This window comes from Bradyrhizobium uaiense (assembly GCF_010811875.1).
GTDB lineage: Bacteria > Pseudomonadota > Alphaproteobacteria > Rhizobiales > Xanthobacteraceae > Bradyrhizobium > Bradyrhizobium uaiense.
This window is the reverse complement of sequence record NZ_VKHP01000208.1, coordinates 1-17106: the sequence shown is the minus strand read 5'-3', so window position 1 is coordinate 17106 and position 17106 is coordinate 1. Positions and strand designations below refer to the sequence as shown.

21 protein-coding genes are annotated in these 17106 nt (G+C 64.0%); 13 read left to right on the top strand and 8 right to left on the bottom strand.

Annotated elements, in window-relative coordinates; all coding sequences use genetic code 11:
* A partial coding sequence (locus FNJ47_RS35345) for a hypothetical protein (protein ID WP_206685382.1) occupies window positions 1-630 on the bottom strand: 630 nt, incomplete at its 3' end.
* A gap of 305 nt (window positions 631-935) precedes the next feature.
* Here FNJ47_RS35345 and FNJ47_RS35340 point away from each other — a divergent pair.
* The 6 genes from FNJ47_RS35340 to FNJ47_RS35315 all read left to right on the top strand — a co-directional run bounded on the left by FNJ47_RS35340 (window position 936) and on the right by FNJ47_RS35315 (window position 5502).
* Window positions 936-1703 carry an iron-containing redox enzyme family protein gene (locus tag FNJ47_RS35340; RefSeq protein ID WP_163160521.1) on the top strand — a complete coding sequence of 256 codons (768 nt, stop codon included), beginning with the start codon at window positions 936-938 and terminating at the stop codon, window positions 1701-1703.
* Window positions 1704-1726: 23 nt separating this feature from the next.
* On the top strand, window positions 1727-2071 hold the full coding sequence (locus FNJ47_RS35335; RefSeq protein WP_163160520.1) for a 2Fe-2S iron-sulfur cluster-binding protein: 345 nt from the start codon (window positions 1727-1729) through the stop codon (window positions 2069-2071).
* Window positions 2072-2074: 3 nt separating this feature from the next.
* A complete protein-coding gene (locus tag FNJ47_RS35330) occupies window positions 2075-2371 on the top strand; it encodes a hypothetical protein (RefSeq protein ID WP_021075936.1) in 297 nt (98 codons plus the stop codon).
* A 12-nt stretch (window positions 2372-2383) separates the two neighbouring features.
* On the top strand, window positions 2384-2713 hold the full coding sequence (locus tag FNJ47_RS35325; RefSeq protein ID WP_163160519.1) for a 2Fe-2S iron-sulfur cluster-binding protein: 330 nt from the start codon (window positions 2384-2386) through the stop codon (window positions 2711-2713).
* A gap of 127 nt (window positions 2714-2840) precedes the next feature.
* Window positions 2841-3653, top strand: coding sequence for a GntR family transcriptional regulator (locus FNJ47_RS35320; protein ID WP_163160518.1), 813 nt, complete (start codon window positions 2841-2843; stop codon window positions 3651-3653).
* 220 nt (window positions 3654-3873) lie between these two features.
* The gene (locus FNJ47_RS35315; RefSeq protein ID WP_163160517.1) at window positions 3874-5502 is read left to right on the top strand and encodes a GMC family oxidoreductase; all 1629 of its coding nucleotides are present in this window, start codon (window positions 3874-3876) and stop codon (window positions 5500-5502) included.
* Window positions 5503-5692: 190 nt separating this feature from the next.
* On the opposite strand, the gene hemE is transcribed toward FNJ47_RS35315, so the two are convergent.
* Entirely contained in the window at window positions 5693-6739 is a 1047-nt protein-coding gene (hemE, locus tag FNJ47_RS35310) for a uroporphyrinogen decarboxylase (protein ID WP_163160516.1), read from the bottom strand.
* 121 nt (window positions 6740-6860) lie between these two features.
* Here hemE and FNJ47_RS35305 point away from each other — a divergent pair, with 121 nt between their 5' ends.
* On the top strand, window positions 6861-7046 hold the full coding sequence (locus FNJ47_RS35305) for a hypothetical protein (RefSeq protein WP_163160515.1): 186 nt from the start codon (window positions 6861-6863) through the stop codon (window positions 7044-7046).
* A 94-nt stretch (window positions 7047-7140) separates the two neighbouring features.
* Here the strand turns inward: FNJ47_RS35305 and FNJ47_RS35300 are convergent, their stop codons facing one another.
* The 3 genes from FNJ47_RS35300 to FNJ47_RS35290 are packed head-to-tail and all read right to left on the bottom strand — an operon-like array spanning window position 7141 to window position 9544.
* Window positions 7141-7431: a PilZ domain-containing protein gene (locus FNJ47_RS35300; RefSeq protein ID WP_347341752.1), complete on the bottom strand. Its 291-nt coding sequence runs from the start codon at window positions 7429-7431 to the stop codon at window positions 7141-7143.
* Window positions 7432-7458: 27 nt separating this feature from the next.
* Window positions 7459-9129 carry a pilus assembly protein TadG-related protein gene (locus FNJ47_RS35295; RefSeq protein ID WP_163160514.1) on the bottom strand — a complete coding sequence of 557 codons (1671 nt, stop codon included), beginning with the start codon at window positions 9127-9129 and terminating at the stop codon, window positions 7459-7461.
* 1 nt (window position 9130) lies between these two features.
* Entirely contained in the window at window positions 9131-9544 is a 414-nt protein-coding gene (locus FNJ47_RS35290) for a TadE/TadG family type IV pilus assembly protein (RefSeq protein WP_163160513.1), read from the bottom strand.
* A gap of 377 nt (window positions 9545-9921) precedes the next feature.
* Between FNJ47_RS35290 and FNJ47_RS35285 the strand changes: the two genes are divergently transcribed.
* Window positions 9922-10809, top strand: a complete 888-nt coding sequence (locus FNJ47_RS35285) for a LysR family transcriptional regulator (RefSeq protein ID WP_236000274.1) — start codon at window positions 9922-9924, stop codon at window positions 10807-10809.
* Window positions 10810-10839: 30 nt separating this feature from the next.
* On the opposite strand, the gene FNJ47_RS35280 is transcribed toward FNJ47_RS35285, so the two are convergent.
* Both FNJ47_RS35280 and trhO read right to left on the bottom strand, forming a co-directional pair.
* Complete coding sequence (locus FNJ47_RS35280; protein ID WP_163160512.1) at window positions 10840-11055, bottom strand: SlyX family protein; 216 nt, start codon at window positions 11053-11055, stop codon at window positions 10840-10842.
* Window positions 11048-11800 carry an oxygen-dependent tRNA uridine(34) hydroxylase TrhO gene (gene trhO, locus FNJ47_RS35275; protein WP_163160511.1) on the bottom strand — a complete coding sequence of 251 codons (753 nt, stop codon included), beginning with the start codon at window positions 11798-11800 and terminating at the stop codon, window positions 11048-11050. The genes FNJ47_RS35280 and trhO overlap by 8 nt, the downstream gene beginning before the upstream one ends.
* 171 nt (window positions 11801-11971) lie before the next feature.
* On the opposite strand from trhO, the gene ggt reads away from it, so the two are divergent.
* From ggt to FNJ47_RS35260, 3 genes are read left to right on the top strand one after another with little or no spacing between them, the layout of a single operon-like run.
* Complete coding sequence (gene ggt, locus FNJ47_RS35270) at window positions 11972-13558, top strand: gamma-glutamyltransferase (protein WP_163160510.1); 1587 nt, start codon at window positions 11972-11974, stop codon at window positions 13556-13558.
* A gap of 35 nt (window positions 13559-13593) precedes the next feature.
* Entirely contained in the window at window positions 13594-14052 is a 459-nt protein-coding gene (locus FNJ47_RS35265) for an FKBP-type peptidyl-prolyl cis-trans isomerase (RefSeq protein ID WP_163160509.1), read from the top strand.
* Window positions 14053-14098: 46 nt separating this feature from the next.
* Window positions 14099-15088, top strand: coding sequence for a D-2-hydroxyacid dehydrogenase family protein (locus FNJ47_RS35260; protein ID WP_163160508.1), 990 nt, complete (start codon window positions 14099-14101; stop codon window positions 15086-15088).
* A gap of 56 nt (window positions 15089-15144) precedes the next feature.
* Here FNJ47_RS35260 and FNJ47_RS35255 read toward each other — a convergent pair whose 3' ends face one another.
* Entirely contained in the window at window positions 15145-15348 is a 204-nt protein-coding gene (locus FNJ47_RS35255) for a CsbD family protein (protein WP_163160507.1), read from the bottom strand.
* Window positions 15349-15494: 146 nt separating this feature from the next.
* Between FNJ47_RS35255 and FNJ47_RS35250 the strand changes: the two genes are divergently transcribed.
* Window positions 15495-16019 (top strand): cupin domain-containing protein, encoded by a 525-nt coding sequence (locus FNJ47_RS35250; RefSeq protein ID WP_163160506.1) that lies wholly within the window; start codon window positions 15495-15497, stop codon window positions 16017-16019.
* A 190-nt stretch (window positions 16020-16209) separates the two neighbouring features.
* Window positions 16210-16947 carry an enoyl-CoA hydratase/isomerase family protein gene (locus FNJ47_RS35245; RefSeq protein WP_163160505.1) on the top strand — a complete coding sequence of 246 codons (738 nt, stop codon included), beginning with the start codon at window positions 16210-16212 and terminating at the stop codon, window positions 16945-16947.
* Window positions 16948-17106: the final 159 nt, after the last annotated feature.

Genomic DNA, 17106 nt, shown 5'->3' with positions numbered 1-17106 from the left:
CGAGAAATAGGCGAGCGTCAATGCTATCCCGCCGGTGATGAGGGAGAGCACCAGCGCGCGGTCCGCGACGGTGGCGGCGCTGACCGCAGCGCCGGCCGCCTTGGCGCTGATCCCGGGTGCGACGCCGATCACGTAGTCCGACGACAGCGCCATGCCTTGTCCGGCAATCGCGATCGCAATGGCGCCGCCGAGCGGCGACAGGCCGGCCGCAATCGCCGCGGGCAGCAGCACCGCAGAGACCAGCGGCACTGCCGGCGTCGGCCAGAAGAACAGCGAGATTACGTAAGTGATCGCGGCGAGCACGAAGTAGGCGGTGTGTCCGGTCTTCATCACGGAGCGGAACGGTTCGACCATGCGGATGTCCGAGCGCAGCACCTTGAGCGCGTTCAGCAGCGCGGTCATCAACGCGATCACCAGGAAGATGTTGAAGAGCTCCCTGGCCGCGGTGAAGCTCGCGTTGAAGACGCTGGCGAGCGCCGCAACCGGGCTGTGCGTCCATGCAAACGCGACCAGCAGCGTCGCGATCACCGACGGCACCACGACGTTGGCGCGCCAGATCATGGTGAGAACGATGACGGCGACGCCGAGCAAATAGACCCAGTGCGCGGCAACGATCGGAACGTGCTGCATGGTTGTTGTTTCCCCTCTGTCGCGCAAATAATGTATACTGTATTCAAGAATGGCAAGATCAAATTGCAGGCCTGCGATCCAGGCGATGCGCAAGGGCAGGAAGCATCCTTGGTCGCAATTTATGCATCGGAAGCATAAAATAGCGGCGGTGTGATGCGCATGAGGTCAGCGGAATTGGGGCGGGAACCTCAATCCTTGGTGTTGACAGTCGCACAAATAGTATACAGTATACAATAATCGAACTCAGAATGCGACCGGGCGCCCGTTGCCTGTGCCGCAATTCTTCACGGCACAGGAGCGCCACGATGCAAAAGCTGATGGATCACGTGGAATTTCGAGCGGCTCTCGAAAATGCCATCAAGGGAAAGAGCGCCAACAAGGCTCCGTTCAGCGTCGCCTGGGCCAGCGGCAAGCTCAGCCGCGCGCATCTCGCGCGTTGGGCCGAGAACCACTACCACTATGTCGGTCCGTTCGCCGACTACCTCGGCTACATCTATGCGCGGATGCCCGAGCAGTACCAGGAAGCCAAGGACTTCCTGCTCGCAAACATGTATGAGGAAGAGATCGGGGGCGATCGTCACACCGATCTGCTGATCCGCTTCGCGGAGGCCTGCGGCACGACCGCAGCGCGCGTCAAGGATCCCGACAACATGACGCCGACCACGCGCGGGCTGCAGAGCTGGTGCTATTCGGTGGCGATGCGCGAGGATCCGATCGTCGCCGTGGCCGGCCTCGTGGTCGGTCTGGAATCGCAGGTGCCCTCGATCTATCGCAAGCAGACGCCGACCCTGCGCGAGAAGTACAAGTTCACCGACGAGGAGGTCGAGTTCTTCGACCTTCACATCGTGTCGGACGAGATTCACGGCGAACGCGGCTACCAGATCGTGCTCGAGCACGCCAACACGGTCGAGCTGCAGCAGCGTTGCCTCAAGATCTGCGAGATCGGCGCGCAGATGCGGCTGCTCTACACCACCGCACTGTACCACGACTATGTCGCGAATGACATTGCGATGGCTGAGCTCGATCTCGCCAGCGGCGTCACCGCTGAAGAGCGCGTGTTGTTGCAGGCCTGATCCGCAAGGGGAGCAGCGGCGCGATGCCCAACGTGGTTTTTCACCGCAACGGCGAGACCTTTGTCGGCGAGGTCAAGGAGAACACCAACCTCGTCGTCCGCGCCGGCATCCGCCAGTTTCCCTATCCCAACTTCCTTTACGGCTGCGGGATGGGGAAATGCGGGAAGTGCGCGTCGCTGATCATCAAGGGCGGCGAGCATTTGCCGGAGCCGAACTGGAAAGAGAAGAAGCGCCTCGGTGCCAGGATCGATCAGGGGTATCGCCTCGCCTGCCAGCTCTGGCTCACGCATGACGTTGAACTGTCACAAGAGGCGACCCCGCTGGTCGACGTCGTCGCGCCGGCAGGTAGCGCGGTTGGGAGGCCGTGAGCGATGTATGTGATACTGACGAGCAAGCCGGGACAGTTTCGCACCGAGATCGTCGAGGGGCTGCGCCCGCTCGCGGCCTATGACTACCTGTTCTACGGCATCAGGAAGGCAACGTTCGTGATTGCCGAGCTGGTCGCGGAGACCAAGGTCAAGGTGATCGATGAGGCCTGGTCGCCGCCGATCGTGAACGAGGTGCCCTCGAAATTCCTCGAGAAGTTCGAAACCCCCGAGCGGGCGCTGAACGAGCTCGAGCACCTCATCACGTTCGGTCACATGGACACGAAGCTGCGCAAGCGCTGAGCGGATGCCGGGATGATCGAAGTCACGTTTCTGACCAATGGCGGGAAAACCGTGACCGCGGCGGAGAACAGCAATCTGCTGCGTGTCTCGCTGCGCGAGCAGGGCGGCATTCCGTTCAAATGCGGCGGCGGCCTGTGCGGAACCTGCAAATGCCTGATCGAGAAAGGCATCGAGAACACCGATGCGATCAAGCCGAAGGAGCGAAAGCACCTCACCGACGAGCAATTCGCCGCCGGCTATCGGATGGCGTGCCAGACCTTTCTCACCGGCAGCGTGAGCGTGTCGTGGGTGCCGAAAGCCGTGACGCAGCCGGCTCGACCTGTAGCTGTTGACGGCGAATGAGCGCGGCTTGATGGCATGCAGCCGGCGGTCTAAATACGCAATTGCGGTCATTTGGCCAGGACTCTGGCAGCTCGTTGGACCTCCTGTGTCCATGCGTTGAGCGAAGCGCGGCCGGACAGGTCAGTTCATGGCAGGCAGGCTCGGAAGCTCCAAACGTCTCGGCGACGATTACCTCTCCCTCCACGGCAGGGTCATCGAGGAGTTGCGGCAGGCGATCCTGAGCCGGCGGCTGAAGCCCGGCGAGCGGCTGGTCGAGGGCCGCCTTGCCGACGAGCTCGGTGTTTCCCGCAATCCCGTGCGCGAGGCGATCCGCGTGCTGGAGTCCGAGGGGCTCGTCGAGGTGACCGCGCGGCGCGGTGCCTCCGTCGTCACGATGAGCGATGAGGAAGCGCGCGAGACGATCGAGGTGCGCGCGGTGCTCGAGGGCCAAAACGCGCGCCTCGCTGCGCGTCGCCGCGAGGAGAGCATCATCAAGCGGATCGCGGCAGTGTTGAAGCAGGGCAACGAGGCGGTCGCCGGGCGGCGCTACGACCTGTTGTCGGATCTCAACCAGCAATTCCACCATGAACTGGCGGAGGCCGGCCGCAACCGCGTGCTCGCGGATCTGCTGAAGCGGCTGCGCGAGCGCACGGCAATGCTGTTCTCACCGACCGATCCGGTGCGCCAGGCCCGCACCTGGGATGAGCATGCCGCGATCCTGCGCGCCATCATCGCCGGCGACGAGCGTGCTGCGGCCACGCTCGCGGCCGAGCATGTGATGCGGGCGGGGGCGGATTTTCTCTCGAGCCTGCATGTGCCGGATGAGGGCGCCTCGCTGGAGGCGATGTCGGCGAAATACGGTCTGCCGTCCGGATCGAATGCGGCTCAAGGCGTTGCGGCCAAGCCTGCGCGCAGAAGCCCGCAGCGGAGCGCCACGCGGCGGAAAAAGACCGAGAGTTGACGCAGCCGCAGCGCCGACGCGCTTGCGTGTGCTGATCCGGCGAACAGAGGTCCGGTTGTACCTCCCGGGATCGCGGCGCTATCTTTCTTGACCGCGTCTGCCACGCTCGCTACCTCTTTTGGAGCCGAGCGGAGACGCGGCGGGACGTGCATGCGTTCCGTTGGGGATATCAACTCCCGTCGCGATCAGCCGGCCGTGCCGCATGGCCCGGGGGAAACGAATGAACAACAAGCATGGCGCGTCGCCGAACGACGTCGCCGAATTTGATTACGTCATCGTCGGCGCCGGCTCGGCCGGCTGCGTGCTTGCCAATCGCCTGAGTGCCGATGGCAAGCACTCGGTGCTGTTGCTCGAGGCCGGTCCGAAAGACACCAATATCTGGATCCATGTCCCGCTCGGCTACGGCAAGCTGTTCAAGGAAAAATCCGTCAACTGGATGTACCAGACCGAGCCGGAGCCCGGCTTGAACGGACGGCAGGTGTTCCAGCCGCGCGGCAAGGTGCTCGGCGGCTCCAGCTCGATCAACGGCCTGCTCTATGTGCGTGGCCAGCACGAGGACTACGATCGCTGGCGGCAGCGCGGCAATGCTGGCTGGGGCTATGACGACGTCTTGCCCTATTTCAGGAAGGCGGAGGATCAGCAGCGCGGCGGCGACAAATATCACGGCGCCGGTGGTCCGCTGCCGGTGTCGGACTGGCGCCATCACGATCCGCTGTCGGAAGCTTTCGTGCATGCCGCGGCCGAAGTCGGCATTCCCACCAATCCGGATTTCAACGGCGCGACCCAGGAGGGCGCGGGCTTCTTCCAGACCACGACACGGCGCGGCCGGCGTGCCTCGACGGCGCGGTCCTATCTGCGGCCGGCGCTGACGCGCGGCAATCTGCATGTCGAGACGTCGGCGCTGGCGCAGCGCGTCCTATTCGACGGCAAGCGCGCGAGCGGTGTCGTATACAGGCAGAACGGGCAGCTGCGCACCGCCAAGGCACGCAGGGAGGTGCTGGTGTCGAGCGGCGCGTACAACTCGCCGCAATTGCTGCAGCTCTCCGGCGTCGGCCCGGCCGATCTGTTGAAGCAGCACGGCATCGAGATCGTGCTCGATGCACCCGGCGTCGGCAACGATTTGCAGGATCACATGCAGGTGCGCATCGTCACACGCTGCGCGCAGAGCGTCACGCTGAACGACGTCGTCAACAATCCGGTGCGCCGCGTCATGGCCGGCCTGCGCTACGCGGCGCTGCGCAAGGGGCCGCTGACGATCGCTGCCGGAACGTCCGGCGCGTTCTTCAAGACCAGCCCGCGGCTGGCGTCGCCCGACATCCAGATCCATTTCCTGCCGTTCTCGACCGACAAGATGGGCGAGCAGTTGCATCCGTTCTCGGGCTTCACGGCCTCGGTCTGCCAGCTGCGCCCGGAGAGCCGCGGCTCGCTCAAGATCAAGAGCGCGGATCCGGGCGTGCCGCCGGAGATCCGCATCAACTATCTTGCGACCGAGACCGATCGCCGCGCCTTCATCGACGGCATCCGCATCCTGCGGAAGATCCTGGCCGCACCGGCGCTGAAATCATACGCGGTCGGGGAGGTCGATCCCGGCGCCAAGGTGGTCAGCGACGACGACCTGCTCGAGTTCTGCCGCCGCACCGGCAGCACGGTCTATCATCCGACCTCGACCTGCCGGATGGGCAACGATCCGCTCGCGGTCGTCGACCAGCGCCTCAGGGTGCGCGGCATCGACGGCCTGCGCGTGGTCGATGCGTCGGTGATGCCGGACCTGATGTCGGGCAATACCAATGCGCCGACGATCATGATCGCGGAGAAGGCGTCCGACATGATTTTGGAGAATGCAAGGTAAGATGTGATCCGTCATCCTGAGGAGCGCGCTCTCGCGCGCGTCTCGAAGGATGCGCGGCCCCGATGTTTCGACGCGCCGCCCTCTTTACTCGTGGCCAGACCCGGGCCGTCGACCCTTCGAGACGACCGCTGCGCGGTCTCCTCAGGGTGACGGTGACAAAGTGGGCTACGGGCCGCTAACCCACGAGACGTCACCCCCTATACGCGCGCACCCGCGCGACCATCTGCTCGACATGGGCGATCGGCGTCTCCTGGAGGATGCCGTGGCCGAGATTGAAGATCAACCGGCCCTTGCCGAAATTCTCCAGCACGTCGTCCACCGCGCGGTCGAGCGTGGCGCCGCCCGCAATCAGGGCCAGCGGATCGAGATTGCCCTGCACCGTGACGCGGCTCTGTACGCGCTCGCGGACCATTGACGGTTCGGTTGTCCAATCGATCGAGACGGCATCGACGCCGGTTTGCTCGACATAGGTCGGCAGCATGCCCGCCGCACCGCGCGGAAACCCGATGATTCTGGCACCGGGGACCTGCTTGCGTACCCCGGCAACGATGCGCCGGGTCGGCTCGATCGACCACCGGGCGAACTCGCGCGGCGGCAGCACGCCGGCCCAGGTGTCGAAGATCTGCAGGCAGTCGGCGCCGGCCTTCAACTGACCCACCAGATAGTGGATCGAGTTCTCGACCAGGACGTCGATGATCCCAGCGAACGCGTCCGGATGGCGATAGGCGAGCATCCGCGCGGGGGCCTGGTCCGGCGTGCCTTGCCCGGCCACCATGTAGGTCGCAACCGTCCATGGCGCTCCGCAGAAGCCGATCAGCGCAATCTCGGGCGCAAGCTCGCGCCGGACCCGGCGCAGCGCTTCGAACACCGGCTCGAGCTGGTCGAAATTGGCCTCGGTAGCGAGCGTCGCGATCTCGCCGGGCGTCGCCAGCGGATCGAGCCGCGGCCCTTCGCCGGCCTCGAAGCGCACCGAACGGCCGAGCGCGTAGGGGATCACCAGGATGTCGGAGAAGATGATCGCGGCGTCGAAGTTGAACCTGCGGATCGGCTGCAGCGTGATCTCGGTCGCGAATTCCGGCGTAAAGCAGAGATCGAGGAAGCCGCCCGCCTTGGCGCGCAGCTCGCGGTATTCCGGCAAATAGCGGCCGGCCTGCCGCATCATCCAGAGCGGCGGTACGGCCTGGCGGTGGCCCGACAGGACGTCGATGAGCGGCTTCTTGATGGGATCCTGGGGCACGCGAAAGTTCCTGAGCACGGTCAAATTTGCGCCCCTGATACACGCTGCGGCGCAATGGGCCAAGGCGGTTCTGGAACCCCGGTTTGCGCGGGTGCGTTGTTTCCGGGAATGGAGGGATGCCATGACCGAGAAATTCGATCCTGCCCCGCATGACAAGCATGCCGAGAAGCCGCACGAGGCACGGGCTGTCGACCGCAAGGCGCGCTCCCGGCTGAATGAGGGATTGGAGGAAACCTTTCCGGCCTCCGACCCGGTCAGCGTGACGCAGCCCGCGCCGTCGAAGCACGACGGCAATCGGGACAATTAGCTGGTATATCCCAGCGGATGCTAACCACGATGCAAATGAGTTCGACCAGCCGGGGAACGATTGGCCGCCCGCATATCGTGGTCGTCGGAGCAGGCTAGATCGGGCCGCCTTCGGGGCGCTGCATCCTGTCGAACTCAAACGTCACGCCGAGCCGGCGCTCCAGACGCCAGACCAGAATGCAGTGCCGCCGGATCGGCTCGCTCTCGATCTCGAGATCGAATGCGACCGGGATTGCGGCGTCGCTCTCCACGGCGAGCCCTGCGCCTCCGATCGAGATGTTGAGCACGAGGCAGTCCGCGCTGGTGTCGCGGAAGAAGATCGTTCCGCGCTTCATCAGGGGCGTTCGCTGGCTGTCGGTCTTGTATCTTCTTATTGTTGTACTCACGGCAGTCTCCTACCCCGCGATCGCGCCTTAGTTCACCAGCACCGCGCCGTCGCAGCGGATGCCGAGCACCCAGACGTCAACCTGGCCGAGCCCGATGCCGAGCGTCGAGAGCAACGACGCCAGCACCTGATCGATCGGGCTCGTCACGGCGTTCAGGATGCCCATCACCAGCGCGCCCAACCCCGGGATCGGAAGCCCGAGCGGGCCGACATTGATGGTGAGCGAGAGGTCACCGAGCAGGGTTCCTGTCAGCGATGACAGGAAGTTCGTCGTCGTCACCGTCTTCTTGGTCCCCGACTGGATGTCGCTGTAGCTGAAATTGACGTTGGTCGGCGTGGTGTTGCCCATGCCGGCATGGGCGAGGCCGGTGACGGTGACGAGACCGAGATTGACCAGCATCGCGGGCGGCGGATTGGGCTTGGTGGTGAAGTTGGTCATGTCGGCGGCCGTGACGTTGCCGATCCAGGCGTCCACGATCCCCGGCGTCACGCCGATCGTGACCTGCGAGGTGCTGATGTCCGGATGGCCGCAGGACACCGCGTTCAGCGTCGCGGTACCTGAGGCGACCTCGACATAGACCGGGAGGTTGATCGTAGAAACGCTGCCGGAGCCGAGCACGGTGATCGTGGCCAGGATCCTGGTCTGCGCGGTGTGGACGCTGACGCCCTGGGTGCCCATCGCGATCCAGCTCGAGCCGACGGGGCGCTCGCCGATCGTTGCCATCACGGACACGTTGGCGATACCGGGCAGGCCGAAATTCACCGAGGTTGCGATCTGATTGCTGCCGTTGGCGATCTGCGCCACCGTGTTGATGAGGTCGAATACCGAGACGCTGGCGCCGACCTTCGGTTTCTGCCCGACCGTGAGGTTGGCAAAGGGACCGAGGTCGATCAGGGTGCCCGGCGAAACCTTGGTTGAGGAGCCGGTGACGGCCTGCGAGATCGTCGACAGGGCGGTCGTCGCTGCGGTCGCGCCGTTGGTGATCTGCTGTGTGGTCAGCGCGGCGGCCATGAGATCGCCGACCTTGACGTTGCTGCTCAGCAGGTCGCTATAGGTGACGCCGGTCAGGTTGACCCTGGTTGCCAGCGCCGACAGGAAGTCCAGTGCGTCGATCTTGGCGCTGATCAGCGAATTGTAGTCCATCACCGAAAGCGACAGCGAGGTGCCGAGCATCGAGCCGAGCAGCGCATTGATCACGCCGCCATTGACCGAGAGCAGCCGCGAGCCGATCTCGAACGTGGCCATTTCGGTCGATGTCGCGGTGGCGGTCGTCTTGATGGTGAAGCTGTTCGCGCCGGTTAGATAGCGCGCGAAGTAGAGCGGGGTCTGGGTGTTCAGCGTGACGCGCGCGGCATTGGGAATGCCGACCGCCGGGGTCACGAACCGGGACTGCGGCGCGATGGCGCTGTTGGCGGTGTAGGTCCCTGTCTCGACCTTGACCAGCGCGCTGGCCGGATAGTTGTTCTGCGTCACCGTCGCGGTGGCGGCGTTGACCGGATTGCTCAGGTTGGCGGCGGCAACGATCGCGGCGAGGTCGGCGGTGCTCTGCGTCTTGCGCCGGTCGGCGAAGATCGAGCCGAGGTCGATTGCAAGCCCGGCGCACCCGACGACGAGCGTCATCAGGCCGGCAGAGATCATCGCGAAGTTGCCCCGCTCGTCGGCGCTGAAGCGCCGCATCAGCATGAGGATGCCTCCCATCCTAGAACCCTCCGTACTGAATAGCGGCGGAGCGGGCGATGGTGCTCGCAGGCTTGGGTATGAAAGGAAGGCTGTAGATGAAGTTGCTGGCCGCGTTGTAGTTGACGGTCACGACGTAGACGTTGGCGTTTGATGGGGACGGCGCGGCATTGACCGTCAGATTGCTGGCAACGAGCAGCGGATAGGTCGATGCGTTGGCGGTGACGTAATTCGTCGCGAGGTTGTTGCGTTCGGTGTCGGTCATTCCAGCGATGGACGACCGCGCCGCTTCGGCGGCGAGTTGCTGGACGCCATGCACCATGGCGAGATAGGAGCCGAAAACGATGATGCCGAAAATGAAGGCGAGAAACAGCGGCAGCATCAGCGCGAATTCAACAGCTGAAGCGCCGCTTCGACAGCGAAATAACCTGGTCATGGCACACCTCGAACCGCAAGCTATGGCGTCACGTTGCGAGGCTTTGATTAAGGAAAACTATGAAAACGCTTCCGCGAATCAGTGGCGGCAATTCGGACTTATCGGGTCAGTAATCCGTAATGGGGAGATCAGAATCTCTGATGCGATCCCCGCAAAAACCCGGAGTGCGGTGCGGTTGAGGTGCTGCGGCGTGTTGAGATGCAGTTGTGGGATACCGTGATATGCGGAGTAATGCACGTAACAATACATATGGCCTGCAATATCAGTGCCTTGGCGGCAATTGTGGCTAAACGAAAGTGCAACCAAATGTTAGTATAGCCTGATCGCATACTGTGGAGATTGGAACTGCGTCCCGTGCTGAGATTGGAGGGCTCGCGATGCACAGACCACGTCAGCATTTGAATATTCCTACTGAAATCGTTCGCACCGTCGTTGCAATTGCAGAGACGGGAAGTCTATCGAAGGCTGGCGAGCGTCTCGGCCTCAGTCAGCCGGCGATCAGTTCGCAGGTCAAACGACTGCAGAGCCTGGTCGGTGGCGCGCTATTCGTCAGAACGGCAAACGGCACGACAACCACTGAGCTCGGCAAGGTCGCCGTGCAGCAGGCGAGGCGAATCCTCGAAGCCAACGACCAATTGCTTCGGCTCGGCGGCAATCATGAAGGACCCCAGCCGTTGCGGCTGGGAATGAGCACGATGCTCGCCGACGAATTCCTCAAGCTCCATCCGGCCGACGCACTCGCCGATGTGCTGGTTCACGCCGACATGTCGCCGATCGTCATCAGAGGATTGATCGACGGCTACATCGACATCGCGTTCGTCTACAGCAACCCTTCGCTCGAGAACGAAGACGAGGTGACGATCGCCGCCGAAGCCGAGGAGCGCTCGGTGTGGGTGCGATCGCGCGATTTTGTTCTGCGGCCGGGTGCCCCGATCCCGATCCTGGCGTGGCCCGGCGACGACTGGATGATCCGGACGCTCACCAAGCACAACATCTCGTACAAGATCGTGTTCAGGAGCCCGAACCACCAACTGCGACTGGAAGCCGCACGGGCCGGATACGGTCTGACGGCGTGCCCCGAGCGGATGATCCCGTCCTCGCTGATTTCGGCGAAGGACTATTATCTTCCGGAGCTTCCGGTGCAGAGGCGCTTGCTGTGTGTTCGCCCGGGCCTCGAGGGAAGCCGCGCGACGGCGATGGTGCAGCGGTTGTCCAGCCTGTTCTTCAGCGGCGCGAAGCCGATGCGTCAGGTGAGCAACATGTAGTCCGGTGCCGCCGCATTCCGGCGGGACCGATCAATAATGCGGTGGGCGCTCGTTGGCGGGGCCTGGACCTTGGCGTTCGGCCTCCTGAAGCCGGTCGCGCAGTTCGGCGATTTGGCGGGTCAGCGCGTCGATCTGCTTCCATTGCGCCGTGATGGTCTGGTTCAGCGTCTCGATGGCTTCGTCCTGGTAGGTCAGGCGGACCTCCAGTGCGTCGATCCGCTCGCTCAGTTTTGCCGCGTCACTCATGGACGGCGTCCAGCTGTCCACGCTCGTGCAGGCCGTGGCCAAGCGCGACACGTTCGTCGAACACAAAGCAGTCGCCGCGCCAGCGGCTGTCCTGCTGCGGGGTTTCCTCGAGATATCTGAGGATGCCGCCCTTGAGGTGATAGACCTCGCCAAATCCTTGCGCGAGCAGATAGGCGCTCGCCTTCTCGCAGCGGATGCCGCCGGTGCAGAACATCGCGATCCTGCGGTGCTTCGCCGGATCCAGGTGCCGCGCGGCAAATTCCCTGAATTGTCCGAAGCTCGCGATCCTGGGATCCAGCGCGCCTTCGAAGGTGCCCATCGCGACCTCGAATGCGTTGCGGGTGTCGAGCACCATGACGTCGGGCGCCGCGATGAGCTCATTCCAGTCGGCGGCATCGACATAGGTGCCGACCTGCCGCGTCGGATCGACCGTGGGGTCGCCGAGCGTCACGATCTCCTTCTTCAGCCGCACCTTGAGCCGTTGGAACGGCATCTGCGCGGCTTCGGAGAATTTCAGCTCGAGATTGTCGAGGCGGCCGCCGAACAGCGGCCCATCCTTCAGCTCCGCGATAAAGCCATCGATGGCTTCGTCGGTGCCGGCAACGGTGCCGTTGATGCCCTCATGGGCAAGCAGCACGCTGCCCTTGAGATCGAGCTCGGCACAGCGCGCGCGCAGCGGCTCGCGCAGTGCGCGGAAGTCGGGCAGCGCGGCGAACTGGTAGAAGGCGGCGACCTTGAGGGGCATGGCCGGGGTTTATCAGGCCGGCCAGGCCGGCGAAACCCCGCAAAGCCATGCATTATCGGGATAATTCCTCTGGCATGCCATGCATTGCCCTGCCGGGGATGAATGTGCCATGTACCTGCATCCTTCCGCCGCGACAGCATCAGACCATCACGATCAAGCGAGCTCTCCGTTATGAGGAATTTCCACTTCGCCGGCCGTTCCACGGTCCACGCCCAGAACGCGATGGTGGCGACGTCGCATCCGGAGGCGGCGCTGGTGGCCATCGAGGTGATGCGCGAGGGCGGCACGGCGGCGGACGCTGCGGTCGCCGCCTGCGCACTGCTCGGCGTCATCGAGCCGCAATCGACCGGCATCGGCGGCGACTGCTTCGCGCTGATCCAGCCGAAGGGCGAGGGCAAGATCACGTCCTACAATGGCAGCGGCCGGGCGCCGATGGCGGCCAGCGCCGACTGGTACCTCGAACGCAAGATCCATTCGGTGCCGCTGACCTCGGCGCATGCCGTCAGCATTCCCGGCGCGATCGATGCCTGGGACGTGATCCTCAGGGATCACGGCAAGTTCGGTTTCGACCGGCTGCTGCAGCCCGCCATCAAGGCCGCCGAAGAGGGCTATGTGGTCGCCCCGCGCATCGCCTTCGACTGGAAGAACGGCTTCGAGAAGCTGAAGAACGGCACCAACACCGAGCGCTATCTGCTGCCGCACGGCAAGCCTGCGGTCGCCGGCGACGTGATCCGCCAGCCCGAGCTCGGCAAGACGCTGCGCGCGATCGCGCAAAAGGGCCGCGACGCCTTCTATAGCGGCGAGATCGCCGCCGACATGGTCGACACGCTGCGCGGCATCGGCGGGCTCCACACGCTGGAAGACTTCGCCGCGCATTCGACCGAGACGACCTCGCCGATCGGCACGATGTACAAGGGCCACGACGTCTGGCAGTGCCCACCGAACGGCCCCGGCATCACGATGCTGGTGATGCTCAACATCCTGTCGCGCTTCGACCTGACAAAGTTCAAGCCGCTCAGCGTCGAGCGCTTCCACCTCGAGGCCGAGGCGGCGCGCATCGCCTACATGATGCGCGAGCAGTATATCGGCGATCCCCAGCACGCGCATGTCGACGTCGCCGGCATACTCTCAAAGGAATTCGCCGACGAGCACATCAAGAACATCCGGATGGACCGGCTGCTCGAACTGCCGAACGTCGCACCGCCGATGAACCCGTCGACGGTCTACATCACGGTGGTCGACAAGGATCGCAACGTCTGCTCGTTCATCAACTCGATCGCGCATTCGTTCGGCTCGGCGATCGTCTCCAACAAGACCGGCGTCCTGTTGCAGAATCGCGCCGGCGGCTTCCGCATCCAGCCCGGCCATCCGAACTGCATTGCGCCGGGCAAGCGCCCGCTGCACACCATCATTCCGTCATTGGCCACCAGGAACGGCCGTGCGGTGATGCCGTTCGGCGTGATGGGTGGGCAGTATCAGCCGGTCGGCCAGACCCGCGTGCTGACCAACATGCTGGACTATGGCTGCGACGTGCAGGAGGCGATCGACATGCCGCGCGGCCTGCATTACGAGGGCGTCTATCAGCTCGAGGACTCGGTGCCGGCAGAGATCGTCGAAGGCCTGAAGAAGATCGGCCACAAGACCACCAGCGTGGTGGCTCCGCTCGGCGGCGGCCAGGGGATCTGGATCGATTGGGACAAGGGCACGCTGACCGGCGGCTCCGATCCGCGCAAGGACGGCTGCGCACTCGGCTACTGATCGCGATCGACATCAATCAAGGAAGGACGTCCAGGATGCAATCTTCACGACGCACGATCATCAAGACTGCGTTTGCCGGCCTTGCGGCGGCAGTCTCCACGTCCGTTGCCGGCGAAACGGCAATGGCTCAAACTGCAGGAAAGCCCATGACCACAGCTTCAGGCCTCCAGATCATCGACAGCAAGGTTGGCACCGGCGCCTCGCCGAAGACCGGCCAGACCTGCGTCATGCACTATACCGGCTGGCTCTACGAGAACGGCCAGAAGGGCAAGAAATTCGACTCCTCCGTCGACCGCAACGAGCCGTTCGAGTTTCCGATCGGCCAGGGTCACGTGATCAAGGGTTGGGACGAGGGCGTCGCCACCATGAAGGTCGGCGGCAAGCGCACGCTGATCATCCCGCCGAACCTCGGCTATGGCGCGCGCGGCGCCGGCGGCGTGATCCCGCCGAATGCAACGCTGATGTTCGACGTCGAACTGCTTGGTGTAAAGTAGGCTAGCGGCCGTCAAGTAACCGGCCCACGACAAGAGGGGCGCAGCGATGAAGATCTCGATCCTCGACGATTATTTCGACACGCTGCGCAACCTCGATTGCTTCCACAAGCTCGACGGCCACGACGTCACGATCTGGAACGATCATGTTGAGGACGTCGACGCGCTCGCCGAGCGTCTGCGCGACACCGACGCGCTGGTCCTGATCCGCGAACGCACCCAGATCCGCGCGCCGCTGCTCGAGCGTCTGCCGAAGCTGAAGCTGATCAGTCAGCGCAGCGTCTATCCGCATATCGACATCGACGCCTGCACGCGGCTCGGCATCATCGTGTCGTCGAGCCAGCATGCCGACACGCCGTCTTACGCCACCGCCGAGTTCACCTGGGGCATGATCCTCGCTGCGATGCGCGCGATCCCGCAACAGATGGCGGCGCTGAAGGCCGGCAAATGGCAGATCGGCGTTGGCCATACCCTGCGCGGCAAGACGCTCGGCATCTACGGCTATGGGCGCATCGGCGCCGTGGTCGCGGGCTACGGCAGGGCGTTCGGCATGAACGTGCTGGTTTGGGCGCGCGAGCCGGCGATGGTGAAGGCGCGTGCCGACGGCTACGAGACCGCGGCAAGCAAAGCCGATTTCTTTGCTCGTTGTGACGTGCTGTCGCTGCATATGCGGCTGGTCGACGCGACGCGCGGCATCGTCAAGGCGGAAGACCTCGCGCGGATGAAGACGACCGCGCTGATCGTCAACACCAGCCGCGCGCCGCTGATCGAGCCGGGTGCGCTGGTCAATGCGCTGCGCGCCGGCCGCCCCGGCATGGCCGCGATCGATGTCTACGAGAAGGAGCCGCTGCGCGACACGTCGGACCCGCTGCTCAACATGGACAATGTGGTTTGCACGCCGCATCTCGGCTACGTCTCGCGCGACGAATACGAGATCCAGTTCACCGATATCTTCGATCAGATCGTGGCCTATGCTGCCAGTGCGCCGACCAATGTGGTCAATCCGGATGTGCTGGCACATCCGCGCCCGCGCAGCTGACCAGCGTCGCTCACACTCGACGACCGTCTCGATGGAGCGGCCGTGTCATCTCGCGCTCAGCGAGGCCGGTGAGCCGCTGCGGTCACTCTGCCGACGATCCTCTTGATGCCGCCGAGTGCCCTCTGTCCCTTGCCCTTGGCTTGCAGGATCGCGCCTCTGCCCTGCATCGCCGGAGAGCCGGTGACCTTGCCAAGACGTCGCTTGAACCTGCCGATCGCCTCGTTGGTCGTGCCCTTGATCCTATCTGTCGTGCTACCCATGAAATTACTCCTTCGGGATACGCCGAGACAACGCGCCGGCACATGGCGATGTTCCGATTCGGCGATGTTCCGATTTTCCGCTCGCCTGCGCGCATGCTTTTCGGTAGCGTTCCACGCACGAAATCTGGCCAACGAAAGCAAGAACGATGAGCGGTTCCCACGATCACACCCATTCTCACGACCATGATCATCACCATCACGACGACGATCGCTGGAAGCACGACGGCGTCCGCGTGATTCCGGGCAACCAACTCGATCCGAACGTGCCGTCGACCGCCGGCATGGACCGCAAGGCCGCGATCAATTTCGCCCGCGTCGGCGCCCAGAAATTGTGGGCGGGCACCGTCAGCATCAAGCCGGACGCCAAGACCGGCGCGCATCATCACGGCCATCTCGAAAGCATCATCTATGTCGTGAAGGGCAAGGCGCGGATGCGCTGGGGCGAGAAGCTGCAGTTCACCGCCGAAGCCGGTCCCGGCGATTTCATCTTCGTGCCGCCCTACGTGCCGCATCAGGAGATCAACGCCAGTCCCGACGAGGTGCTGGAATGCGTGCTGGTGCGCTCCGACGGCGAAGCGGTCGCTATCAATCTCGACATCGAGCCGGTCGAGAAGCCGGAGAACGTGCTGTGGGTTGATCCGGTGCACCGGCATCCCGACGAGAAGAAGTAATGAGGCCTCGTCATTCCGGGGCTCGCCAACGGGTCCGCGCAAAGCGCGGCCCGATGACAGGCTCCGCGAGAGCCCGGAATCCATCGGGCCGCAGCGTTGGTGGATGAATGGATTCCGGGTTCGACGCTGCGCGTCGCCCTCAGGTGCGCAATTGCGCACCGGAGGATGACGACAAATCAGGGAGGCCAGCATGACGCTCGTTCGTTACGAGAGCGCAGACCACGTCGCCACCATCACGATGACCCGCAATGAGAAGCACAACGCGCTGAATAACGCGCTGTGCACCGAATTGCGTGACGCCTGGCTACGGTTTCGGGACAGCGACGATCGCGTCGCGGTGCTGGCTTCCTCGGAGGAGAAGTATTTCTCCGTCGGCGCCGATGTCGCCGACCTTCCCGTCAATATGTGGCACGCGGTGCCTGGTCTCGGCGTCGATCTCGACAAGCCGGTCATTGCGGCGACGTCGGGCTGGGTGGTCGGCGGGGCCTTCGTGCTGGTCCAGATGGCCGATCTGTGCGTCGCCTCCGAGACGACACGCTTCATTTATCCCGAGGGCAAGATCGGCACGACCGCCGGAGGGGTCTCGTCGGTGATGGCACGGATGCCGCACAAGATCGCCATGGAGTTTCTTCTGGTCGGCGAGGAGATGTCGGCGGAACGCGCCTTCCAGATCGGTTTCGTCAACACGGTCGTGCCGAAGGGACAACACGTCGCGATGGCACAGCAGATGGCCGCGAAGATCGCCGGTAACGCGCCGTTGGTGGTCCGTGCGCTGAAGAAGCTGGCCCGTGAAGCCATGCCGAAGGGGCCGCTGGAGACGGTCGCCGACGTGCGGCGGTTGCTTGACGAAGTGCGAGACAGCGACGACCTCAAGGAAGGCGTCAAGGCATTCAGCGAGAAGCGGAAGCCGAAGTTTACAGGGAAGTAGATTGGTGCGCCTGTCTCTCAGCCTGTCATTCCCCGGTGCGCAATTGCGCACCTGAGGGCGACGCGTAGCGTCGAGCCCGGAATCCATTCATCCGGGGAGTCTGCGGCCCGATGGATTCCGGGCTCTCGCTTCGCGAGCCCCGGAATGACGGCGTTCGTT